The sequence below is a fragment of the Mesorhizobium sp. RCAM 05099 genome, from assembly GCF_059683685.1.
This window is the reverse complement of the sequence record NZ_CM185035.1, coordinates 2,804,248-2,826,262: the sequence shown is the minus strand read 5'-3', so window position 1 is coordinate 2,826,262 and position 22,015 is coordinate 2,804,248. Positions and strand designations below refer to the sequence as shown.

The following is a 22,015-nucleotide window of genomic DNA, read 5'->3' as shown; positions in this document are numbered from 1 at the left end:
CCTGTCGGCGGGCTCGAAAACCGGCTGCCGTTTGCACCACTATCGGCGCATTCGCCGCGCGCAGCAGCGCCACAGCGGGCAAATCCGTGGCTCCAGACTTCCCACGCGGAACCGACGCCAACGTGCTGAGTTTTCCGACAAGCCAACCTGTAAGGGAGTCCTGCCATGACGGCGAAGAAGAAATGGTCGGCCGAGGTGACCGAGCACAGCGACGCGATGGATCTTGAGGATCACATCTTTGAATCCGACGACGCCAGGAAGATTGCCGCCTCTCTCAAGCGATCCGCCGAACACAGCCACCGGCGCAAGGCCGAACCCTTCCAGTCCGCGATGTCGATGCTGAATTTCTACATCAACCGCGCCGGCAAGAACCTGCCCGCCAGGCGCAAGCAAGTGCTCGAGGACGCCAAGGACGAACTGCGCGCCGCCTTTGGGCGTGACAAGGAAGGTTAGTCGCCCGCGCCACCCTCTGCCGCCACCTTGGAGGCTGGGCCCCATCCAGAGGCTGCAAGGGTCTGGCGGCAAGACAGTCGGGATCGGCATCAATCCCGTCCGTCACACGCTATCGACAAGGGATCCGCGCGCCGGCTATGGCGAAGCCTTCGTCGAGGACCTGCACCGCTACGGGGGTTGGCTATCGACTTACCTGGATCGGATGACGCCGTCGGTGTTGGCGAGCAGCTTGCGCACCGCGTTGCGCGCCGCGTCCGGGCGCTGCAGCCGGATGTTCTTTTCGATCGCCTCATGCAACTTCTGCGCATGATTGAGATCGTCAACGGCCCGGGTGGTGAAGGCGAACAGATGATCGAACGCGGATTCGATCAGCACGCCGAGCGGCACCAGAAGATCGTTGCCGGAGGCGCGCAGGATCGCCAGATGGAACCGGGTGTCGGCGCGGGTGCGTTCCTGCAGGCTGGCCGCCTCGCCCATCTCGCGGCAAGCCTGGCTGATCTCGGCCATCTGCTCGTCGGTCCGCCGCATGGCGGCAAAGGCGCTCGCTTCCGGCTCTATGATATGGCGAAACTCCTGCACGGTTTTCAGGAACACCTCGCGGTCCGGCGAGGTCGCGTACCAGGCGAGCACATCGCGGTCGAGGAGATTCCAGCGCTCCTTCGGCTCGACCCAGCTGCCGATCTTGGGGCGCGAGGCCAAAAGGCTCTTGGCCATCAGCATCTTGATCGCCTCGCGCACCGCCGAGCGGCTGACGCTGAAGGTCTCCGACCATTTGGCTTCATTGGGCAAGATGGTGCCGGGCGGATAGTCGCCGCGCACGATCCTCAGGCCAATCTCGTTGGCCAGCGACGTGTGCACGCTGGCGCCCGGAATGCGCGCCGCGTCGGGCCGGCGAACGCCGGCCGGGCGCTCGGCGGCCGCCGCTTTCGACGGCGATTTTTCCTTGTTCGGCTTTGCGTCCCGCATGGGCACCAGAAAGTCCGGTTTGGGCAAGCTGTCAAGCGCAGCAAGCGGGTTGACCCGCAAAGCCGGCGGCTATGCACAATTCACCCGCGAATTGCTCCCCCGCTCAAGCGATCTTGACGTATTTGCGCCAGCTATGCTCCGGGCGGAAGCCGAGCACGTCGCGCGCCTTGCGGTTCGACAGCAGGGTCTCGTATTCGCCAAGCTCGCCCTTGACCGGCACGCCAGGATAGAACCGCTTCAGGAGTTCGGCCGTCGGTAGGTCGGACGAGGTGTCGTCATTGGCGGCGTTGAACACCTGGTAGCCAAGGCCATCCTTCTCGACGGCGCGCAGGGTGATCTGGCCGAGGTCGCGCGCGTCGACATAGCTCCAGGCGATCCGCTTGCGGAAACCGGGATCGGCGAACCATTTCGGAAACAGCGAATATTCGTGCGGCTCGATGACGTTGCCGATACGCAGGGCATAGATGTCGGTGCCATTGCGCTGCGCGAAGGCACGGGCCGTCTTCTCGTTGACGATCTTGGACAGCGCGTAGCTGTCCATCGGGTCGACGTCATACTCCTCGTCGAGCGGGAAATATTTGGGGTCGCGCGGCTCGTTGGCGAAGACGAGCCCATAGGTCGTCTCGCTGGAGGCGATGATGATCTTGCGGATGCCGAGCTTTACCGCCGCCTCGATGACATTGTAGGTGCCGAGCGCATTGATGCGGAACACTTCATTGTCGGGTGTAATCATGATGCGCGGGATGGCGGCGAAATGCACCACGGCATCGACCGGCTGGGCGCGCAGCGACGGGTCGAACTCATGCAGGCCCATATAGCTCGACAGCGCGTTAAACACCTGGCCGCTGTCGGTGATGTCGGTGATCAGCGTGCGCACCTTGGGATTGTCGAGCGGCTTGGTGTCGATGTTGAGCACCTGGCAGCCCTGCTCGACCAGATATTGCACGACATGTCGCCCTGCCTTGCCGCTGCCGCCGGTGAACATGATCCGCTTCGCCATTTTGCTCTCCACATCCTCTGGGATTTATGTGTATTGTCAGACAATAAGGCATTCCGCAATCACCTGCCACCGCCTGCGGCAAAAACCCGCCTCGCCTGCGAAAATGGCAGCGCTGAATATCAATCATTGCAAACAGGACGACACGACATGAACACGACCGCCGCGAGCGAAAAGATCGGCTTCATCGGCCTTGGCCTGATGGGACACGGGATCGCCAAGAACATCGTCGACAAGGGCTACAGCCTGACCTTTCTCGGCCGCAAGAACCGCAAGCCCGCGGAAGACTTGGCTGGCCGGGGCGCCGTGGAAGCGGCCACCTCGCGCGACGTGGCAGCGGCATCCGACATCGTCTTCATCTGCGTCACCGGCTCGCGCGAAGTCGAGGCCATCATTCGCGGTCCCGGCGGCCTCAAGGAGGGCTTGAAGAAAGGCTCGGTCGTCGTCGACTGCTCGACCTCCGATCCGGTCTCGACGGTGGCGATTGCCGCCGAGCTCAAGGCGCTCGGCGTCGACTATGTCGATGCACCGCTGAGCCGCACGCCGAAGGAAGCCTGGGAAGGCACGCTCGATGCCATGGTCGGCGCGCCGGACGCCGTCTTTGCGCGGCTGAAGCCGGTGCTCGAAACCTGGGCCGGACGCATCGTCCATATCGGCGACACCGGCGATGGCCACCGCATGAAGCTTCTCAACAACTTCATTTCGCTGGGCTACGCCGCGATCTATTCCGAGGCGCTGGCGCTGGCGCAGAAGGTCGGCATCTCGCCGCCGCGCTTCGATAGCGTCATCCGCAACGGCCGCATGGATTGCGGCTTCTACCAGACCTTCATGCGCTGGACGCTGGAGGGCGACCGCGACGCCCACAAATTCTCCATCGCCAACGCCTTCAAGGACTTGACCTATCTCGAATCGATGGCCGGTGCGGCCGGCATCGCCAACCCGCTCGGCAATGCCACCAAGAATTCCTTCGCCGGCGCCCATGCCACCGGTCCGGCCGAGCAGTTCGTGCCGATGCTGGCCACGCACATCGCCAAGGTCAACGGCATAGACCTGATGCCGACCAAGGATGGCAAGAAACAGACGATTTGAGGGATCGCCGAGCGCGGGCGCCAATCACCGCCTTGACCGTCCGATGCCGTCGTCGGTGTTGGCCAGCAGCCTGTGCACGGCGCTGCGCGCAGCTGCCGGACGTCGCAGGCGGATGTTCTTCTCGATCGCCTCGTGCAGCTTCTGTGCCTGGCGCTGATCGCCGACCTGTTGCGTCGTGAACGCGAAGAGATGGTCAAGCGCCGATCTCGATCAGCACACCGAGCGGCACCAGAAGGTCGTTGCCGGAGGCGCGCAGGATGGCGAGATGGAAGCGCGTGTCGGCGCGGATACGCTCCGGCAGGCTCAAGGCCTCGCCCATCTCGCGGCAGGCCAGGCTGATCTCGGCCATCTGTTCGTCGCTGTGCCGCAGGGCGGCGAAGGCCGATGCTTCCGGTTCGATGATGTGGCGGAACTCCTGCACTGTGCGCAGGAAAGCCTCACGATCGGGCGCGGTCGCGTACCAGGCCAGCACGTCGCGATCGAGCAGGTTCCAGCGCTCTTTCGGTTCGACCCAGCTGCCGATCTTGGGGCGTGACGCCAAAAGGCTCTTGGCCATCAGCATCTTGATGGCTTCGCGCACCGCTGACCGGCTGACATTGAAGGTCTGCGCCCATTTGGCCTCGTTGGGCAGGATCGTGCCGGGCGGGTAGTCGCCACGCACGATCCTCAGTCCAATCTCGCTGGCCAGCGAGGCATGGACGCTCGCTCCAGGCACATGCGCCGAACCGGCACCGCGCACGGCGGCCGGATGGCGACTGGTTTGCGCCTTGGTCCGGCTGGGCCGCTTCTTTGACTTTTTGTCCGGCATCCACGTTCCAATACGTCGGCCGTCTGTCGTCCGGAATGGTCCGAACCTGCGCGGCGCGCCGATCTCGTTGCCGAAAAATCCAAACCCTGGGCGCGCCAAAGCTGGAGCCCGTTGCCCCCAACCACCGCGTCCCGTTCGAGAGTTGGCGGGGCGCCCGTTGCCGGGCGCCCCGAAATCGAGAACCTACTTCTGGATGCAGGTGTCGACCGTGTCCTTGGTGCATTCGTCGAGGCCGGTGAACACCGGATCGGCGACGGCCTTGCCTTCGATGAGATCAATCATCACCGACGGTGCCTTGTAGCCCATTTCGAACGGCCGCTGGCCGACCAAAGCGGTCACCAGGCCGTCCTTGGCGATCGCCACTTCATCGCCGATCGTGTCGGCGGCGCCGATGACGAAGTCGTTGCTGGCCAGCTTGTCCTTCAGCGGCCCGACCAGATCGCGATAGGGCTGCGGTGCGCCGAACAGCGGCCAGCCGCCCATGATGCCGAATGCATCGAGCTTGGGGTTGGCGGCGAGGATGTCGGTCATCGCCTGCACGCCCTTGGCACCGTCGTCATTGGTGAACACCGGGCAGCCGGCGACTTCGGTCCAGCCACCTTCGCCGGCAAGTGCCGCGAGGCCCTCCTTGCCCGTCAGGGCGTCGCGCATGCCTTGCGCGCGGCGGAGGATGTTGTCGGCCGCCGGGTTGCCCTCGATGGTGCAGATCGTGCCGCCATTCGGCTTTGCCTTCTTGATGTATTCGCCGATCTTCTTGCCCATCAGGTAATTGTCGGTGCCGAGATAGGTCTTGCGCAGCGCGGCATCTTCCTTGCTGAGGTCGGCATCGACGGTCATGATCGGGATCGTCGGATTGGCGGTCTTGATCGTCTGCGCGATCAGCGGCGCGTTGGACGGCGAAATCGCCATCGCCACGGTGTCGGCCTTGCTCAGCATATCCTGGACGATCTGTGCCTCGCCGGCTTCGTCGGAAGTCGACGCCGGACCGGTGTAGAAGCATTCATATTCCGAGCTGGCGTTTTCCTTGTTCCACTTCTCGCAGCCCTGGTGGATGGCTTCGAAGAACGGATTGTCGAGACCTTTCACCACAATGACGAGCTGTTTCTTGGCCAATGCCGGCCCGGCGCCAAGCGCCATCATGGCGGCGGCGGCGAGCAAAAGTGATTTCCTCATGTTAGTCCTCCCTTGAAACAGACGGACACGGCGTGCCCGCCACACAAATCGACCGGACGCGTGATGACAGAGGTTCGTTTCGCGAGCACTCGTGTCGCCAAGACAGATCGATAAGCATTTCCAGATGCGGTTTCGGACCGGCTCAACCACACGGGTCCAGCCGGAACCTCGACCGATAAACCTTCGCCGATTCCACCGGGCGAACCGCCCGAAGGGATCGGCATAATCTCCTCCGATGCTTAGCTAATATCGGCTCGCCGCCAACGTCAATGCTATTTGTCCTACAAAACGGATTTTTGAAATAATCCGACCTTGATTCGTCCGACAATTGATTGACGCGCGCCGGCTTTTGCGTAAAAGAACGCTAACGCTGTTTCCGGGAGGAGCTGGGGAGAGCGAAGGCCAAAGCAGCGCCGGCATCCACGCCGGGAACAGCGGCGGGTCACAAAGCACGGGGAGGCAGCAGGCTGGTGGCGGTTCTCGAACTCACCAATATATCGAAGCATTTCGGCGCCATCCAGGCGGTCAACGACGTGTCGCTGTCGATCGAGCCCGGCCAGGTGGTCGGCCTGATGGGCGACAATGGCGCCGGCAAGTCGACGCTGGTCAAGATGATCGCCGGCAATTTCCGCCCGAGCCATGGCGCCATGCAGATGGACGGCAAGGAGCTGATCCTGCACAAGCCGGTCGAGGCGCGCCAGCACGGCATCGAGATCGTCCACCAGGACCTCGCTCTGTGCAACAACCTGACGGCGGCGGCGAATGTCTATCTCGGCCGCGAACTGCGCAAGGGCGTTGGCCCGTTTCGCATTCTCGACTATGCCGCGATGTACAAGCGCGCCGGCCAGATCTTCGCCGAATTGAAGTCCGAAACCCGCCCACGCGACCTCGTCAAGCAGATGTCCGGTGGTCAGCGCCAGGCGGTGGCGATCGCCCGTACCATGCTGTCGCAAGCCAAGATCGTGCTGATGGACGAGCCGACGGCGGCGATCTCGGTGCGGCAGGTGGCGGAAGTGCTGAACCTGATCCGCCATCTGCGCGACCAGGGCATCGCCGTGGTGCTGATCAGCCACCGCATGCCCGATGTCTTCACCGTCGCCGATCGCGTCATCGTCATGCGGCGCGGCCGCAAGGTCGCCGACAAGACGATCGCGTCGAGCTCGCCCGAGGAAGTCACCGGGCTGATCACCGGCGCCATCGAACAGGTTTGATTTCAGGCGTTTTTACCACGCACAGCAGATGAAGGTCGACGATGGCACTGACAATTGACCAGCCGATCGAACACAAGCAGCAATCCTTGCCGGCACGGATGTTTGCCAGCCAGACCTTCTGGGTGGTGATCGCGGTCATCCTCGCCTGCCTGTTCCTGTCGTTCGCCACCGACGCCTTCGCCACCTCGAAGAACCTCTACAACATCACCCGCAACGTCACCTTCGTCGCCATCGTCGCGCTCGGCATGACCTTCGTCATCATCACCGGTGGCATCGACCTGTCGGTCGGCTCGGTGCTGTGCCTGTCGTCGATGGTGCTGGCCGTCACCATGCATGCCGGCTACTCGATCGAGGTCGGCATCCTGGCCTCCATCTCCACCGCGCTCGCCATCGGCGCCTTCAACGGCATTATGATCGCCTATCTCGGCTTTCCACCGTTCGTGGTGACGCTCGGCATGCTGTCGATCGCCCGCAGCCTGGCCATGGTCGCTTCCAACAACACAGTCGTCTTCCAGTTCGGACCGGACCATGCCAAGCTCTTGTCGCTGGGCGGCGGCGCCTGGGTGTTCGGCATCGCCAATCCGGTGCTCTACACCATCGTTCTGGCGCTGATCACCGGCTTCATCCTGCGTTGGACCAAGTTCGGCCGGCACATCTTCGCCATCGGCGGCAACGAGCATGCGGCGACGCTGACCGGCGTTCCGGTGCGCCAGATCAAGGTTGCGGTCTACATGATCTCGGCGCTTTCGGCGGGCATCGCCGGCGTCATCGAAACCGGCTGGCTCGGCGCCGTCACCACCAACATCGGCACCGGCATGGAGCTGCAGGTGATTGCCGCCACCGTCATCGGCGGGGCCAACCTTGCCGGCGGCGTCGGCACCGCCTTCGGCGCCATCGTCGGTGCGGCCCTCATCGAAGTGATCCGCAACAGCCTCGGCCTGCTCGGCATCAATGCCTTCTGGCAAGGGGTGTTCATCGGCGGCGCCATTCTGCTGGCGGTGCTGTTCGACCGCATCCGCAATTTCCGCCGCAGCGACTAGGCCGAAACGGTCCATGGCAAGCTCCCTGTTCAGTCTCGAGGGCCGGCTGGCGCTTGTGACCGGCGCCGGCCAGGGCATAGGCTTCGCCCTGGCGCGCGGCCTCGCCGAACACGGGGCGAGCGTGGTGCTCAACGGCCGCGACCGCGCCGGGATCGACAGCGCCGTCGAAAAGCTGCGCGATGCCGGCTTCAAGGCGCATGCCTCGGTCTTCGATGTCACCGACTTTCAGGCAGTGAACGCCGACGTCGCCCGCATCGAGGCCGAGATCGGCGCCATCGACATCCTCGTCAACAATGCCGGCATACAGGTCCGCGCGCCGCTCGAGGACTTTCCCGAGGAGCAATGGGAGCGGCTGTTCAAGACCAATGTGTCGGGCGCCTTCCATGCCGGCAAGGCCGTCGCCCGCCACATGATCCCGCGCGGCAAGGGCAAGATCATCAACATCGGCTCGGTGCAGAGCGAACTGGCCCGGCCGAACATCGCGCCCTACACCGCGACCAAGGGCGCGATCCGCAACCTGACCCGGGGCATGTGCACCGACTGGGCGAAACATGGCCTGCAGATCAATGCCATCGCGCCCGGCTATTTCCGCACCGAGATGAACCAGGCGCTGGTCGACAATCCGGAGTTTTCCGCCTGGCTGGAAAAGCGCACGCCGGCCGGGCGTTGGGGCAATGTCGACGAGCTGATCGGCGCCGCCGTGTTCCTGGCCTCCGATGCATCGTCCTTCGTCAACGGTCACACACTCTATGTGGATGGCGGCATGACGGCCTCGGTCTGAGAGGCAATTCGCTCCCGGGCGCTATTCGTTCTGCTACCTATCGCTCAGTCTGAAAATCCTCTGTCGTGGCCGGCTGTGGGTGTCCGCACAGCGACCCCGCCTTGACGCGCGCCCGAACTCGGCCGCACAATCCCCACTGCAGGCGAAGGGAGGCCAGTCGTCTGCGGGAGGATATACCCATGACGGAAGCGATCAGGCTCTACTGGGGCCGGTTCGGACATGTTTCTGTCCTGAATGTCGCAAGCGACTTCGTCACCCATGCCCATGGCGAGGCACATCTGATCATCTGGTTGGAAGGCACCGCCGGCGAGATGACCGTCGGCCGCGAGACGGTACGGCTCGGCCCCCGCACCGCCGCCGGCATCAACTCCTTCCAGCCGCACAGCCACGTCCTGTCACAGAACGGCACGCCGGGCCTGTTCCTCGCCTTCTACATCGATCCGGACTGGGCTCGCCGCCGCCGCGACCTGCCTTCATCGGCGCCGTTGTTCTCACAGGCGGCAATCAACCTCGAGCCGTGGCTGCACCAGGCCGCCGCCAACCTGCTTGACCATCTCAGCGACAATGAGAGCGTCGACGATGTCGCCAACTACGAGATCGAACGCTTCATCGACAGCGTGCTCGATGCCGCCGACGCCTCGGCGCCACAAGAGGCGCGCATCCGCATAAACACCATGCAGGATTTCCGCGTCCGCAAGGCGATCCAGCTGATGAGGGCCAATGTCTGCGAGCGCATCTGCTTCGATGAGGTGGCGCGCAGCGTCGGCCTGTCGCGGCCCCACTTCTTCGCCCTGTTCAAGGAACAGACAAACCTGACGCCCAATGTCTACTGGAACACGCTGCGCATGGAAGAAGCGGTACGGCAGTTGCAGTGGTCGCAGGAGCCGCTGATCTCGGTCGCCTGCAATCTCGGCTTTACGACCCAGGGCAATTTCTCGCGCTTCTTCCGGGACCATGTCGGCGTGCCGCCGACGCTTTATCGCGAGGCGGCGCGGGCGATCGCCTGAACCACCTGCCGCCACCTTTTTGAGACACCCACCGTATAGCCGACATCGAATGGAGTCGGGAAGCGATGTCTCATTTGCGCCCTCTCCGGACGTGCGGGATAGCCATCAGGACCCGTCGCGTATCGTTGGGCCGAATTGCCGAGCATCCCAGCGGGCATTGAATTACCGCGCCGCGCCAATGTTGCGATGACGGCGCTACCTCTCGCTTGTCAGCTGGCGGAGCCAACCGGCTTCAGCATCAGTCGATTGCGATCCCTGGCTCTAGATTAGAATGACGTTGCCATCAAAAGAGGTCTCGTCGAATGCCTCGCGCGCCCAACCAAGAGTCCGAGGTACAGACTGAAGTCGACCTTTTCGAAATCTAGGCCGCCATGACCGGAGGCAAGGTGATAATGCACGAACAACCTTGAATGTATCGTCCGGCAGATCAAGGTCCACAAATACTACTGGTACCCCTGTCTTTTTCCCAACTACATCGCTCAGATCCGCGGCTGGCGTGTTGGTAGAAGGAATGGCAGGTGCGTCGAGATCGGGCAAGAGGTGGGCCATGCGTGAAACCGATGCGGAGCGCGACCAAGACAAGAACCGTCCGGCTGGGCCTTCTGGCCTACCGGACTGCAACGCCCTCTTCTCGGCGAGGATAAGCGATAGCTCACTCTGCAACATCTCCAAGACGGCCGACTGACTAGCTTGCCGGACCGACAAATGCGCTGCGAAACCATAGGCGATATTTGAGCCGTTCTGATCGGCCGAAATGGCGGCGATGACTGGCACGCCGAGGTCGTTCGTTAGATCCAGGAGCCAGGTGCGTCGTTGCCGCCGCTCCAGCCAACGTCGCAGATCCGATTGGGCCGGTTCATTAAGCGTTCCGAGCGACACCGAAGGACGTCTTATGCGCCCGTACCACCAGATAGCAACTGCATCTCGTTCCACAAGTTCCAGCAGCGCGGTGACCTGGGCAGTGGAGCGGTCAATGCCGGCGGCAAGACCATTGCTATCTGTCGGTCCCTCCCCGAGCACGACGTTGACGATTGGCACGAATACGTCTGGGCCAGCGCGATTTGGCTTCGCCAAGCACCAGCTGGTGCAGTTGGAGACATGTTCCTTGACGACCGACCATGCGCGCGGCGTAATCAATTCACCTGGATTGGGACCATCTCGGAGTTGAACGTCCGAAAACTGCCAAAATTGGTTGGGCGCGATAGAACGTCCTGGCAGATCGGTTGCACGCGCCTCAATAATTTGGAGAGCGCCGATTTGAGAAGCCGCCGCTCGCTCCGCCATTTCGCCGAGACAGGATGCCAGCGCATTCTCGCGCGTCAGACCCCGTCCCGAGCCGAGTATCTCGGCTTTGCCAGCGGACTCCCGTGCAGCGACGATGAACTCCGCAGGAGCATCGGTATGGGTCAGATGAAGTAAGTCGAAATTTCTGTTCACCGGTTCAGTACGCCCTCTTTGTGCTGACAGGCTTATGTGTTAGAGTTCCCTAAATTACTCTGAGCCATTCATTCTAGACTTACGGAAGCTTGAAAGCTTACCAGGGAGGTATGAGATGCGGCTTCGGACCATTCCTACCGTGAAGAGAGACAGTGAGGACGACGGCGGCTCGCTCACTTTTGCAACAGACCCCGGGGCGTGTCTAAAGGTAGGAAAACTGATATATAAAGCGGCCACTGACCAAGGTGAATTTCAGAATTTTGTCGCGGATCCAATAGCAGCCTTGAAGGCTGCCGGTATAGATCCGGCGCAATTGGATAAATTGAAGATTAATGTAGTTCGTGACGATGAATCTACGGTACATATTGTGATACCGGTGGTAAATGAACACAAAGGGACTTTAGATATTTATCTTCAGGAGTTGGGTTTCGTGACGATCATGGGGTGTAGGTAGCAATCTCTGAAGCGGGCATCCGGTGATTTCTGAAATGAGCTTGGCCAAGCAAGTCAGAAATTCCTCGCGTCTATGCCGATCAGAGACGAGAGTGATCTGATCCAACCACTGCATCGCTGCGACCGGGCTAAAGCATCCGCCTTCCCAACGTGTTTCAACTATTTTCAGGAATGCAATCGTGGATGTATGAGCTTCGTCGTGGCGGGCACTCTTGGTCAACGCGAACGCATTCCATGCCAGCGGCTCGGCCAGTCCGAATGACCAGAGGGCTGAGCCATGATCGAGGGCTCGTTCATAGGCTCCGGCCATGGCAAATGCCTGAAGTCCGAAGAAATGGAAAAAGTCTGGCGTCGCGGGGTGGAGGTGAAACGCCCTCTCTGCATACGTAACAGCCGCATTGCCGTCACCATAGCAGGCGAGTCCCTCGGAAGCGGATATCAAAACGGCGGGGTCATAGGGGTCAAGCTCGACGGCGCGCCTGAATTCCTTTTCTCCCTGGGTGTAAAGCCCCATGCGGTAATAAGCCCACCCTAGAACGCCACGGTTCCTGGCGTCCCACGGATCGATCGCCACAGCATTCTTGGCCAAGGCGAGTGCTCCGCTGAACGAAAGTGAGGTGACCTCGCTGCTAGGGTTTGCCATTGGCTGACAAAGTTGAATGGAAGCGAGCCCTGCGATAGGGCGAGAAAATCCCGGATCCAGGGCGGCGGCTCGACGTAACATGGAAACAGCGCCATCGAGATCATGCGAACGAAAGCTTTCGGTTAATCGGTCGGCGTCCAACCATATACTGTAAGCATCATCCAGCTTTTTTCCTGCTTGTAGATGGTCGGTTGCGATTGCGTATTCAACGTGGCTGACAATCCGATCCAAATCTGCCAGCGACGCTGTAACAATGCCCAGGTTTTCATTGTCCATTCGCTCCGAAAGCAGATGCGTCCTATCGATGTTCCTGCTCAATCTGAAGGACGCCTGCAGTCGCCTTTCGTCGACCCAAATATTCATCATGAGCGCGTAAGTCGCATCGAGGCGTTCCCCGGGGTGCGTTGGGAGCAACAATGCAAGACTGTGCGATCGTCCCAATGCTCCCACCAGCTCTTCAAACAGGAAACCAGCAAGCCCGTTGGCTAACTCCGGGGGTCCTACTGGTGGCCTGGCAACCAACACGACGGAAGGCAGCCGCCGGCAGGTCAATGACCCGCCTGATGCTTGTTGGTTCAAAGCTTCGCGCTTGGGACTCTGCGCGGCCTCGGCGAGCCGCAGCAAAGCCGCTGGAGGCTCGGAATCGAGATCACGTCTAAATGCCTCGCGGCATGCCTCATAGCGTCGAAGTGCTGCGGATATATTGCCTTTGTCTAGCGCCCATCCAATCAAAGCCGAGTGAGCAGCCTCGTTTGTTGGCTCAATTCGAATGAGAAACTCCGCCAGCTTATGAAGGTCCGGCTCGCATCCCGTTCGAACAGCGACCGCAAGAGCCACGCCAGCCGAACGTACGAAAATTTCTGTTATGTGCATCCGCTCGATGCTCAACCAGACGTCGAATTCGGGGTCCGGAGAAAGCAGGCCCTCCAAGAGTCCACCATCCCAATGGTCCGCCGCAAAGAGGATTGCTTCGGAGTTCCCCTGGGCCAACATCTGTTCGGCTATCCGCACATCGACGCGGAGTTCTCCCAGATCGATTCCAATCGTGTCTCTTGTGGCTCGAAGGAGCTGTTTGGCTCTTTCTCCGAATGTGCGTCTGAGGTCGGCCAAGGTTTGGCGAAGCGAGTCGCGCGCTTGTTCGTCACCTCTGCTGCTCCATAGCAATCCGCAGATTTTCTCTCGTGTAGCTTGCCCATCGCGCTGGAGCGCCAGAAAAGCGAGTAAGCAGACAGACCTTCTGGATTTTGGAGTCAGGTCGCGCCCATCGCAATCGTGCAAGGCAACCCTGCCCAGCAACTTTAGGTACGGCCGCGTGTCTGGTTCAGCTGCTCCGACCATAGGTCACGACGCCTCACATCGTGTAATTTAGCTCATTATCATGTATCACGTCTTGGGTCTTTAGTCCTTTTCCGGCAGCCACCACTCGCCAAATCAAAAATTTCCGGTTTCGAGTTTTCACGATCGGGGCTTCATTTTTTCACGGAAGGCACCGGACCCGTTCGTAACCTCCATGCAGTTTCTCAATCACGAGAGACTAACAAAAGGAGGATGATATGTTGTACTTTGCTTCCAACCAGACGACTCGCATCACTCGTACGGTTTCGCTTGTAGTGTTCGGCCTTTTGGCGAACTCGATCGTGAGCGAAGCTGCCTATTCGAACGCCGCCCCCTTCGTCGGTGTTCACAGTCTACGTGCCGACAATGGCGACTTCGACACCTGGGGTGACCCGGCGACTCGAGATTCATTCGTCGCTAAAGGCATGGTGGATCCTGTCCAGGCAGGGACCATCGGGAATGCCGGCGCCCAGTCGACGTCCAAGTGTCTCGGGGTGAGCCCACGAATGTATGACCCTGTCAGTCCCAACTGCCGGAACTGAGGTCCAGAAAGGGGCGGTCTATAGCACCGCCCCTCTCTAGCCGGCTGAATGCGCTCCGGAGGTCGCTTGGCGCAAAACAGACCCAAACGGCGCAATCAAAGGCTTCACGCACCATGAAGCGTGGCAAAGAAAGAAATTCGGAGGTCGACCGTTTTTCAGACTCCTTGATACGCACTCAAGACGCATTGATAAGCGCCCCGGAGACGGCCGCCCTACCCTTGCCCAACTGTCGCATTGCAAGGGAACATCCATATGGCGAAAGTCACCATCTCCAGCGTCATCGACGCGCCGGTCGAACAGGTCTGGGCGCGCATACGCGACTTCAACGGACTGCCGAGCTGGCATCCGCGCATGGTCGAAAGCCATATCGAGGACGGCAAGGACGCCGGCACGATCGGCTGCGTGCGCAACTTCCAGCTCGCCAGCGGCGCCCGCATCCGTGAAAAGCTGCTCGACTTCTCCGATGCGAACTTCCTCGTCAGCTATTCCATCCTGGAGACGCCGCAGCCGCTGACCAATCACAAGGCGACACTGCAACTGCGGCGCGTCACCGATGGTGACCGCACCTATGCCGAATGGACCGCCAGCTTCGACGCGGCACCCGAGGAAGCCGACAAGCTGGCCGAGGGCATGGGTGCCAATGTCTTCCAGGGCGGCTTCAACGCCCTGAAGAGCCATTTCGCCGGGCAGAGCTGAGGGAGCGGGCCATGGCGCTGGCGCTGCAGACTTTTGCAACCGTGAAAGACGCCAACGTGGCGCTGAAGGCCCAGGGCACCTGCTACCTCGGCGGCGGTACACTCGTGGTCCGCGCGGCCAATGAAGGCGATGTTTCGGTCTCCGGCTTGATCAGGTCGACCGACCCGGCCCTCTCGGCCATCGAGGTTACCGGCGGCAAGGTCCGCATCGGCGCTTCGGTGACGATGGCGGCGATCGCCCGCCATCCGGACCTCGGCACCCTTGCCATGGCCGCCCGCGCCGTCGGTGGCCCGGCGATCCGCAACATGGCGACCGTCGGCGGCAATTTGTTCGCACCGGCACCCTATGGCGATTTCGCCGTTGCCTTGCTGGCGCTTGGCGCCACGGTCAGCACCGACGATGGCGAAACGCCGATCGAGACCTTCCTGACCAATCGGGACGACAGCCGCGCCATCGTCACCTCGGTCGGCTTCACGCTTCCGAAGGCTGGCGATTTTCGCTTCCTGAAAGTGTCGCGGGTCAAGCCGAAAGGCATCTCGGTGCTCAGCATCGCCGCCATGCTCGAACAGGCTGGTGACGGCACCGTGTCGTCGGCGCGGATAGCACTTGGCTGCATGGCCGACCGACCAATGCGCGCCAGGGCGGCGGAGAAGGCGCTGCTCGGCAGGAGGCTTGACCAGGACGGCATCGCGCCGGCGCTGGCCGCCGCCGGTGAAGGCACCTCGCCGATCACCGATCCGATCGCCAGCGCCTGGTATCGCGCGGAAGTCCTGCCGGTCCATCTGCGCCGGCTGTTGCTCAGCTAATCACCTGTCGGGGGGCGCGCGTCTGTCCGATCGTTCGGGCAGGCGCGCAAGGAGGAAACATGGCAAAGGTCCCGGTTCAATTCACGCTCAACGGTTCTGAAAAGGCCGAATTCATCGACAGCGGCACGACGCTGCTCAACGCCTTGCGCGACAAGATCGGTGACACCTCGCCGAAAGGCGGCTGCCATCAGGGCACCTGCGGCGCCTGCTCGGTCATCATCGATGGCGAGCTCAGGCTCTCCTGCCTGACGCTGGCCGAGACCTGCAATGGCGCAGCGATCACCACGACATCGGGGCTTTCGGAGGGCGGCGTCCTGCATCCTCTGCAGCGCGCCTTCCTCGACACCTTCGCCACGCAATGCGGTTTCTGCACGCCTGGCATGATCATGGCCGCCAAGGTGCTGCTCGACCACACGCCCAATCCCAGCCGCGACGAGGTGGTCGAGGCGCTGTCGGGCAACATCTGCCGCTGCACCGGCTACGAACCGATCATCCAGGCGGTGCTGCTTGCGGCCCGCGCCAATTCGCAGAACGCGGCCTGAGGGAAGCAACCATGGAACTGCGCAAGAACTATTTCGCCGATGTGCGCAAGGACGATCTGCACGAGATCGGCCAGCCACGGCCGCGCTCGGATTCCCCCGGCCACGTCACCGGCAAGACCGCCTTTTTCGCCGACCGCAATTTCCCCGGCATGCTGCACCTGAAGATGGTGCGCAGCCCGCACCACCATGCCCGCATCCGCTCGATCGACACGTCGGAGGCCGAGAAACATCCGGGCGTCGTCAAAATACTGACCGCCAGGGACGTGCCGCACAATGTCTACACCATCCTGATCCTGATCCAGATCGGGCCGGAGGACGAAACCGTGCTGGCCGATGGCAAGGTGCGCTGGAAGGGCGAGGCCGTGGTGGCGGTGCTGGCCGAGACCGAGCGCGCGGCGCAGGAGGCGGCGGCCAAGGTCAAGGTCGACTATGAGGTGCTGCCGGCCGTCTTCGACATGGAGGAAGCGCTGAAGCCCGGCGCGCCGCTGGTCAACGAGTACCACGGCCAGAACTACTATCTCTATGACAGCGGCGAGTGCCGCAAGGTGCGCTTCGGCGATGTCGAGGCGGGCTTTGCCGGCGCCGATCATGTGCTGGAGCAGACTTACCAGTCCTCGCCGATCGAGCATGCACCGACCGAGACCACCGGCTGCGTGGTCGCGCCCGAGGGTAATGACCGCTTCACCTGCTACACCAACACGCAGGCGATGTTCTTCACCCTCGACAATGCCTCGATCATCCTGCAGATGCCCGGCAACAAGCTGCATTTCGTCGGCGGCACCGTCGGCGGCGGCTTTGGCGGCAAGGTCGACGTCATCGTCGAGCCGATCGCCATTCTCGGCGCCAAGCTGACTGGCCGGCCGGTCTCCTTCATCTATAGCCGCGAGGAGGAGATGCAGATCTCCTCGCCGCGCGCCGCCGAAAAGGTGGTCATCAAGGACGGCGTCATGAAGGACGGCCGCATCGTCGCCCGCAAAGTCACCGGCTTTACCGATGCCGGCGCCTATTCGCGCCACTCGCCCTATGGCGCCCAGAAAGGCGCCGGGCATTACCCCGGCCCCTACACGATCCCCAATGTCTGGATCGACACCTATTGCGTCTACACCAACCGCACGCCCTCCTCCGCGATGCGTGGCTTCGGCGTCACCATCGGCGACTTCGCGCTGGAAGTGCAGATGGACAAGCTGGCGCGGCTGATCGGCATGGACCCGCTCGAATTCCGCTTCATCAACGCCTATCGCGACGGTGACATGAAGGCGCATCGCCAGCCGACGGAGGGGGCGGCGCTGATCGAATGCATGCAGGAAGCCTCGCGCGCCGCCAACTGGCCGGTGGCGGAGAAGTACATGGCGATGTCCTCCTACGCGAAGGGAGCTTGAGATGGCGATCAGGCGCGGACGCGGCGTCGCCGCGATCAACTATCCGACCGGCATGAACCTCGGCGGCGATCCAACCCAGGCGCTGGTCCATTCGACACCGACCGGCAATTTCATGGTGACGCTGTCATCGGTCGATCTCGGCCAGGGCATGAAGCAGATCATGGCGCAGATCTGCGCCGAGACAATCGGCGTGCCGACCGACCGCGTCGTCGTCGACACCGCCGACACCGACACCGGCCCGCACTGCATGGGCACGTTTGCCTCGCGCGGCACGCATCGTGCCGGCAACGCCGTCATCCAGGCCGCCAGGGAAGCGCGCCAGGTGATGCTGGAAGTGGCGGCCGAGGAGTTGGAGGTCAATGCGTCCGACCTCGAGACCGACGGCCAAGGCAACATCCTGGTCAAGGGCGCCCCGCAAAAATCGATCTCGATCTTCGATGTCGCGCTGTCGGCGCATTTCAAGCGCGGCCGCTCGATCTCCGGCCGCGGCATGTTCCTGATCCCGCGCTCCTATCCGGAGAAGGAGACCGGCGCGATGAAGCCGTCGACCTGCTACGCGCATGCCTGCACGGTGGCCGAGGTCGAGGTCGATGACGAGACCGGCGAAGTCACCGTGCTGACGGTCAAGAACATTTTCGAGATCGGCCGCGCGCTGAACCCGAAAATGGTCGAACAGCAGCTCGTCGGCGGCTCGTGGATGGGCATCAGCCACGCGCTCTACGAGACGACCGAGCCTTACTATCCCGACCGCGACCATGGCGGCACCGATTTCAACCAGTATTTGATGCCGGGTCCCGGTGATCTCGCCGAAACCGAGATCATCGTGCTGGAACGGCCTTCCGCCGACGGACCTTACGGTGCCAAGGGACCGGGCGAAATGTGCGCCAATCCACAGATTCCAGCGGTCGCCAATGCCGTCTTCGACGCGGTCGGCGTGCGCGTCGACACGCTGCCGATCACACCGGAACGCATCCTGCGCGCGCTCAAGGCGCAAGCACCGAATTGAGTGCTGACAATGCCTGAGGTGAACGCCGAGACTGTCGCGACCTCGCCGGAGGCGGTGGCGCAGCACCTCGCCGCCTCGCGCTATCTGGCCGATGAGAGCCTGGCCACCGCCATCTTCCTGGCCATCCGGCTGGGCAAGCCGCTGCTGCTCGAAGGCGCGCCTGGCGTCGGCAAGACGGAAGCGGCCAAGGCGATCGCCGGCCTACTCGGCCGCGACCCTGGTGCGGCTGCAGTGTTACGAAGGCATCGACGCCGCGCATGCGCTCTACGAATGGAATTACCAGCGCCAATTGCTCGCCATCCGCCATGCCGGCGACAAGGAAATCGACATCTATGACGACCGTTTCCTGATCGCCCGGCCGCTGCTGCAGGTTTTGAGGGCGCCGGAGCAGCGCGTGCTGCTGGTCGACGAGATCGACCGTTCCGACCATGAATTCGAGGCGCTGCTGCTGGAATTTCTCTCCGATTTCCAGATCAGCATTCCCGAGCGCGGCACCATCCGCGCTGCCGCGCAGCCGATCGTCATCCTGACCTCGAACCGCACCCGGGAGTTGGCCGAGGCGCTACGCCGCCGCTGCGTCTATCACTGGATCGGCTATCCCGACGCCGAGCGCGAAGCCGCCATCATCATGCTGCGCGCCGGCGATGTGGCCGAGGCGACGGCGCGCGCCGCTGCGGCAGCGGTGCAGGCCATCCGCGCCCGGCCGCTCGCCAAGCCGCCCGGCATCGCCGAGGCAGTCGAATGGGCCAATGCCGCCACCATCCTGGAAAAGGGCGGCAGCCCGTGGCCGGAGGCGTTTCGCCGCGCCATCGGCGTGCTGATCAAGGATGAGGAAGACCTCTCCTACATCGCGCCGGAGTTTGGCCGGATCGTCGAGGAGGCACTGGCGTGAGCGCCCTACCCCGCGCCGCCGCACCCTTCCTAGGCTTCGGTCGCCTTCTGCGCCGCTACGGCTTCGCTGTCGCGCCGGAGCAAGTTTCCGGCTTCATGCAGGCTGTGACCCTGCTCGGGCCGCGCTCCATGGCCGATATCCGCGAGGCCGCCCTTGCTACGCTCGCACCGCCACCCGACCGCCGCGACGAATTCGAAGCGCATTTCCAAAGCCATTTCTACGGCCACACATCGGCCGTGGTCGAAGGCGACACTGACGAGGAAACCCGCATCAAGGATGATGGCGGCTCGGATCAGCAAGAGATCGAGGTGGTCAGCCCGCAGGAAGGCGGCGAACTGTCCTCCGGCGCCGAACAGCTGAGCACGCGCGACTTCCAGCGCGACGACGACAGGCTGACCGGTTTTCGACGCAAGCTCGCCTCTGCCCTACCCGCCCGCCGCTCCTTCCGCACCGTGCGCACCCACGCGCGCGGCAAGCTCGACCTGCGCCGGTCGCTCAGGGAAATCATCGGCGCCGATGGCGACGTCCCCTCGCCGCTGCTGCGCCGCCGTCAGACCGTGCCGCGCAAGCTGCTAATGCTCATCGACGTCTCTGGATCGATGAAACTGCACACCGCGGACTATCTCAAGCTCGCCCATGCCGCCGTGCAAGGTGGAGATCGCGTCGAGATCTTCACCTTCGGCACACGGCTGACCCGCATCACCTCAGCGCTGCGTATTCGCGACCGCGACCAGGCGCTGGCGCGTGCGACGGCCTTGGTCGACGATTGGGACGGCGGCACCCGAATGGGGCCAACCCTGCTCGCCTTCCTCTCGGTGCCGCGCTTCTCGGCCTTCGCACGCGGTGCTGCAGTCGTCATCCTTTCGGACGCACTGGAGCGCGGCGATCATGCCGAGCTGGAGACGGCGATGCGCCGGCTGAGCGCCCGCGCCTTCCGGCTCTCGTTGGCGACACCGCTGGCCGGCGACCCACGCTTCCGGCCGGCAACGGCGGCACTTCGCGCCATCCTGCCGGTGCTCGACGATCTCGTCGACGGCTCGTCGCTCGCCGGTCTCACCGATTTCATCCTGTCGCTTGCCCGCCCGGCCCCAGCGGCGGCGGCAATCTGGAAGAGGGTTTCATGATGCAGAAAGCCATCGACGCGCATTTCCACATCTGGCGCCAGCAGGACCAGCCTTGGCTGGTGGGACCGATGGTGCCACGCATCTTCGGCCCCTACGAGCCAATCCGTCGCGACTACCCGATCGAGGAATTTCTGGCCGACCAGCAGGGCTCCGGCATCGAGAAGGCTGTCTATGTCCAGACCAACTGGGCCAAGGAGGATTTCGAGAAGGAGGTCGCCTTCCTGCAGAAGACCGCTGACGAGACCGGCTGGCCGCATGCCATTGTCGGCTACACCGACATGACCGTCGACGATATCAGGCCGCAAATCGACCGGCTGAAGAAATATCCGCTGCTGCGCGGCGTGCGCATGCAACTGCACTGGCACGAGACGCCGGCCTTCCGCTTCGCCGCTTCGGCCGACCAGGTCATCGATCCCAAGGTGCGCGCCAATGTCGCCCGGCTGAAGGATTATGGCCTGTCCTTCGACCTGCAGCTCTTCCCAACCCAAATGAAGGACGGGCTGACGCTGGTCGGCGAGAACCCCGAAACCAATTTCATCCTCACCCATGCGGGCATGCTGACCGGCATGGAGCCGGAAACCACCGAACCCTGGAAGGCCGGACTGCGCACCCTCTCGGCGGCTCCTAATTTCTACGCCAAGCTGTCCGGCCTCGGCACCTTCGTCCACCGCAACGACCCGGCGCTGATTGCCTACATCGTCGACAATGCGATCGACATCCTTGGCAGCGACCACCTGATGTTCGGCTCGAACTTCCCGATCGAGAAGCTGTGGACCAGCCACACCGAACTTATCAAGGCGCATCGGGATGCGGTGGCCGTGCACGGCGCGGCAGCGGAGGCGGATATTTTCTGGGACACGGCGGAGAAGGTTTATCGGCCGGTGTAGCGCCGCCGCCTCACTTCACCTCGAACTGCGGATCGACCGGGATCTGCATTGCCGTGACCAGATGGTTGGTCTGCCCCGCAAGGCCGATGATCGACACCAGCTCGCCATGCTGCGCGTCGGTCATGCCCTTGGCGCGGGCCGCCGCCGTGTGCGAGTGGACACAATAGGAACAGCCATTGGCGGTCGACACCGCGATGTAGATCATCTCCTTGGTGAGTGGGTCGATGGCACTGTCGGCCACCATCACCACCTTTAGCTGTTCCCAGATCCGCTTCAGCGCTGGGGGATCATTGGCCAGCCCGCGCCAGAAATTGTTGACGAAATCGGATTTGCGCGTCGCGCGGATGTCTTCGAACACGGCCTTCACGGCCGGGATTTTCTCCACCTCGGCATCGCTGAGAAGTCTTGTGGTGGCCATGATTGGGTCCTTTCATATGAATTGAATCAGGTCTTGAGCAATTGCAGGCAATCGACTTGGATGATTCAGTTTTTGCTGAGCACAACACAGTGGAAATCTGGCGAACCCTCACTTTCGTCATCCTAGGGCGAAGCAGGAGCGAAGCTCCGTCGCGGAGACCCTAGGATCCATTCCGTGACGTCTCTCGAAGTGTGCAGCGGAGCAGAATCCTGCACCGTGGTGGCACTTCCGAGTCCCGGCATGGATCCTGGGGTCTGCGCCGCGTCGCTTCGCTCCTTGCTACGCCCCAGGATGACGAAGGGACAGGCGTTTTCGCCAATTGCCAACGTA

19 protein-coding genes and 2 pseudogenes are annotated in these 22,015 nt (G+C 62.5%); 14 read left to right on the top strand and 7 right to left on the bottom strand.

From position 1 onward, the window contains the following. The first annotated feature begins 165 nt into the window (after positions 1-165). Positions 166-453, top strand: a complete 288-nt coding sequence (locus AC56QQ_RS13995; protein ID WP_497127978.1) for a DUF3175 domain-containing protein — start codon at positions 166-168, stop codon at positions 451-453. A 189-nt stretch (positions 454-642) separates the two neighbouring features. Here AC56QQ_RS13995 and AC56QQ_RS13990 read toward each other — a convergent pair whose 3' ends face one another. Both AC56QQ_RS13990 and AC56QQ_RS13985 read right to left on the bottom strand, forming a co-directional pair. Then, the gene (locus tag AC56QQ_RS13990; RefSeq protein ID WP_489863482.1) at positions 643-1,419 is read right to left on the bottom strand and encodes a FadR/GntR family transcriptional regulator; all 777 of its coding nucleotides are present in this window, start codon (positions 1,417-1,419) and stop codon (positions 643-645) included. A 103-nt stretch (positions 1,420-1,522) separates the two neighbouring features. Then, positions 1,523-2,419: an NAD-dependent epimerase/dehydratase family protein gene (locus AC56QQ_RS13985; RefSeq protein WP_497127976.1), complete on the bottom strand. Its 897-nt coding sequence runs from the start codon at positions 2,417-2,419 to the stop codon at positions 1,523-1,525. 147 nt (positions 2,420-2,566) lie between these two features. Here AC56QQ_RS13985 and AC56QQ_RS13980 point away from each other — a divergent pair, with 147 nt between their 5' ends. Beyond that, a complete protein-coding gene (locus tag AC56QQ_RS13980) occupies positions 2,567-3,505 on the top strand; it encodes an NAD(P)-dependent oxidoreductase (RefSeq protein ID WP_489862184.1) in 939 nt (312 codons plus the stop codon). 24 nt (positions 3,506-3,529) lie between these two features. Here the strand turns inward: AC56QQ_RS13980 and AC56QQ_RS13975 are convergent. Together AC56QQ_RS13975 and AC56QQ_RS13970 are read right to left on the bottom strand one after the other, a co-directional pair. Continuing rightward, positions 3,530-4,313, bottom strand: a pseudogene (locus tag AC56QQ_RS13975) (FadR/GntR family transcriptional regulator). 183 nt (positions 4,314-4,496) lie between these two features. Further along, positions 4,497-5,486: a sugar-binding protein gene (locus AC56QQ_RS13970; protein WP_256753587.1), complete on the bottom strand. Its 990-nt coding sequence runs from the start codon at positions 5,484-5,486 to the stop codon at positions 4,497-4,499. A 470-nt stretch (positions 5,487-5,956) separates the two neighbouring features. On the opposite strand from AC56QQ_RS13970, the gene AC56QQ_RS13965 reads away from it, so the two are divergent. The 4 genes from AC56QQ_RS13965 to AC56QQ_RS13950 all read left to right on the top strand — a co-directional run bounded on the left by AC56QQ_RS13965 (position 5,957) and on the right by AC56QQ_RS13950 (position 9,525). Further along, positions 5,957-6,697 (top strand): ATP-binding cassette domain-containing protein, encoded by a 741-nt coding sequence (locus AC56QQ_RS13965; RefSeq protein WP_489862186.1) that lies wholly within the window; start codon positions 5,957-5,959, stop codon positions 6,695-6,697. Between the two features lie 41 nt (positions 6,698-6,738). Beyond that, a complete protein-coding gene (locus AC56QQ_RS13960) occupies positions 6,739-7,737 on the top strand; it encodes an ABC transporter permease (RefSeq protein ID WP_497127974.1) in 999 nt (332 codons plus the stop codon). Between the two features lie 13 nt (positions 7,738-7,750). Beyond that, on the top strand, positions 7,751-8,518 hold the full coding sequence (locus AC56QQ_RS13955; protein WP_497127973.1) for an SDR family oxidoreductase: 768 nt from the start codon (positions 7,751-7,753) through the stop codon (positions 8,516-8,518). Positions 8,519-8,697: 179 nt separating this feature from the next. Further along, the gene (locus AC56QQ_RS13950; protein WP_497127971.1) at positions 8,698-9,525 is read left to right on the top strand and encodes a helix-turn-helix domain-containing protein; all 828 of its coding nucleotides are present in this window, start codon (positions 8,698-8,700) and stop codon (positions 9,523-9,525) included. Positions 9,526-9,786: 261 nt separating this feature from the next. Here AC56QQ_RS13950 and AC56QQ_RS13945 read toward each other — a convergent pair whose 3' ends face one another. Continuing rightward, positions 9,787-10,962, bottom strand: coding sequence for a YcaO-like family protein (locus AC56QQ_RS13945; RefSeq protein ID WP_497127969.1), 1,176 nt, complete (start codon positions 10,960-10,962; stop codon positions 9,787-9,789). A gap of 400 nt (positions 10,963-11,362) precedes the next feature. Next, the gene (locus AC56QQ_RS13940; protein ID WP_497127967.1) at positions 11,363-13,069 is read right to left on the bottom strand and encodes a BTAD domain-containing putative transcriptional regulator; all 1,707 of its coding nucleotides are present in this window, start codon (positions 13,067-13,069) and stop codon (positions 11,363-11,365) included. A gap of 1,118 nt (positions 13,070-14,187) precedes the next feature. On the opposite strand from AC56QQ_RS13940, the gene AC56QQ_RS13935 reads away from it, so the two are divergent. The 8 genes and pseudogenes from AC56QQ_RS13935 to AC56QQ_RS13900 all read left to right on the top strand — a co-directional run bounded on the left by AC56QQ_RS13935 (position 14,188) and on the right by AC56QQ_RS13900 (position 21,267). Next, positions 14,188-14,631 carry an SRPBCC family protein gene (locus AC56QQ_RS13935; protein WP_497127965.1) on the top strand — a complete coding sequence of 148 codons (444 nt, stop codon included), beginning with the start codon at positions 14,188-14,190 and terminating at the stop codon, positions 14,629-14,631. 11 nt (positions 14,632-14,642) lie between these two features. After that, positions 14,643-15,437, top strand: a complete 795-nt coding sequence (locus AC56QQ_RS13930) for an FAD binding domain-containing protein (protein WP_497127963.1) — start codon at positions 14,643-14,645, stop codon at positions 15,435-15,437. Positions 15,438-15,496: 59 nt separating this feature from the next. Next, a complete protein-coding gene (locus AC56QQ_RS13925) occupies positions 15,497-15,979 on the top strand; it encodes a (2Fe-2S)-binding protein (RefSeq protein WP_497127961.1) in 483 nt (160 codons plus the stop codon). Positions 15,980-15,990: 11 nt separating this feature from the next. Next, entirely contained in the window at positions 15,991-17,358 is a 1,368-nt protein-coding gene (locus AC56QQ_RS13920; RefSeq protein ID WP_497127959.1) for a xanthine dehydrogenase family protein molybdopterin-binding subunit, read from the top strand. Between the two features lies 1 nt (position 17,359). Then, on the top strand, positions 17,360-18,364 hold the full coding sequence (locus AC56QQ_RS13915; RefSeq protein ID WP_497127957.1) for a xanthine dehydrogenase family protein molybdopterin-binding subunit: 1,005 nt from the start codon (positions 17,360-17,362) through the stop codon (positions 18,362-18,364). A 9-nt stretch (positions 18,365-18,373) separates the two neighbouring features. Next, a pseudogene (locus AC56QQ_RS13910) lies at positions 18,374-19,256 on the top strand (AAA family ATPase). Further along, the gene (locus AC56QQ_RS13905) at positions 19,253-20,380 is read left to right on the top strand and encodes a vWA domain-containing protein (RefSeq protein ID WP_497127955.1); all 1,128 of its coding nucleotides are present in this window, start codon (positions 19,253-19,255) and stop codon (positions 20,378-20,380) included. Before AC56QQ_RS13910 ends, AC56QQ_RS13905 begins: the two are co-directional and overlap by 4 nt. Further along, positions 20,380-21,267, top strand: coding sequence for an amidohydrolase family protein (locus AC56QQ_RS13900; RefSeq protein ID WP_497128994.1), 888 nt, complete (start codon positions 20,380-20,382; stop codon positions 21,265-21,267). The genes AC56QQ_RS13905 and AC56QQ_RS13900 overlap by 1 nt, the downstream gene beginning before the upstream one ends. A 10-nt stretch (positions 21,268-21,277) precedes the next feature. Here the strand turns inward: AC56QQ_RS13900 and AC56QQ_RS13895 are convergent, their stop codons facing one another. After that, a complete protein-coding gene (locus AC56QQ_RS13895) occupies positions 21,278-21,685 on the bottom strand; it encodes a carboxymuconolactone decarboxylase family protein (protein WP_489862196.1) in 408 nt (135 codons plus the stop codon). Between the last annotated feature and the right edge of the window lie 330 nt (positions 21,686-22,015).

What these genes read in the sequence shown, in the direction of transcription:
- AC56QQ_RS13995 (WP_497127978.1), top strand. Translation starts at nt 166, where the DNA reads ATGACGGCGAAGAAGAAATGGTCGGCCGAGGTGACCGAGCACAGCGAC.
- AC56QQ_RS13990 (WP_489863482.1), bottom strand. Translation starts at nt 1,419, where the DNA reads ATGCGGGACGCAAAGCCGAACAAGGAAAAATCGCCGTCGAAAGCGGCG.
- AC56QQ_RS13985 (WP_497127976.1), bottom strand. Translation starts at nt 2,419, where the DNA reads ATGGCGAAGCGGATCATGTTCACCGGCGGCAGCGGCAAGGCAGGGCGA.
- AC56QQ_RS13980 (WP_489862184.1), top strand. Translation starts at nt 2,567, where the DNA reads ATGAACACGACCGCCGCGAGCGAAAAGATCGGCTTCATCGGCCTTGGC.
- AC56QQ_RS13970 (WP_256753587.1), bottom strand. Translation starts at nt 5,486, where the DNA reads ATGAGGAAATCACTTTTGCTCGCCGCCGCCGCCATGATGGCGCTTGGC.
- AC56QQ_RS13960 (WP_497127974.1), top strand. Translation starts at nt 6,739, where the DNA reads ATGGCACTGACAATTGACCAGCCGATCGAACACAAGCAGCAATCCTTG.
- AC56QQ_RS13955 (WP_497127973.1), top strand. Translation starts at nt 7,751, where the DNA reads ATGGCAAGCTCCCTGTTCAGTCTCGAGGGCCGGCTGGCGCTTGTGACC.
- AC56QQ_RS13950 (WP_497127971.1), top strand. Translation starts at nt 8,698, where the DNA reads ATGACGGAAGCGATCAGGCTCTACTGGGGCCGGTTCGGACATGTTTCT.
- AC56QQ_RS13935 (WP_497127965.1), top strand. Translation starts at nt 14,188, where the DNA reads ATGGCGAAAGTCACCATCTCCAGCGTCATCGACGCGCCGGTCGAACAG.
- AC56QQ_RS13930 (WP_497127963.1), top strand. Translation starts at nt 14,643, where the DNA reads ATGGCGCTGGCGCTGCAGACTTTTGCAACCGTGAAAGACGCCAACGTG.
- AC56QQ_RS13925 (WP_497127961.1), top strand. Translation starts at nt 15,497, where the DNA reads ATGGCAAAGGTCCCGGTTCAATTCACGCTCAACGGTTCTGAAAAGGCC.
- AC56QQ_RS13920 (WP_497127959.1), top strand. Translation starts at nt 15,991, where the DNA reads ATGGAACTGCGCAAGAACTATTTCGCCGATGTGCGCAAGGACGATCTG.
- AC56QQ_RS13915 (WP_497127957.1), top strand. Translation starts at nt 17,360, where the DNA reads ATGGCGATCAGGCGCGGACGCGGCGTCGCCGCGATCAACTATCCGACC.
- AC56QQ_RS13900 (WP_497128994.1), top strand. Translation starts at nt 20,380, where the DNA reads ATGCAGAAAGCCATCGACGCGCATTTCCACATCTGGCGCCAGCAGGAC.
- AC56QQ_RS13895 (WP_489862196.1), bottom strand. Translation starts at nt 21,685, where the DNA reads ATGGCCACCACAAGACTTCTCAGCGATGCCGAGGTGGAGAAAATCCCG.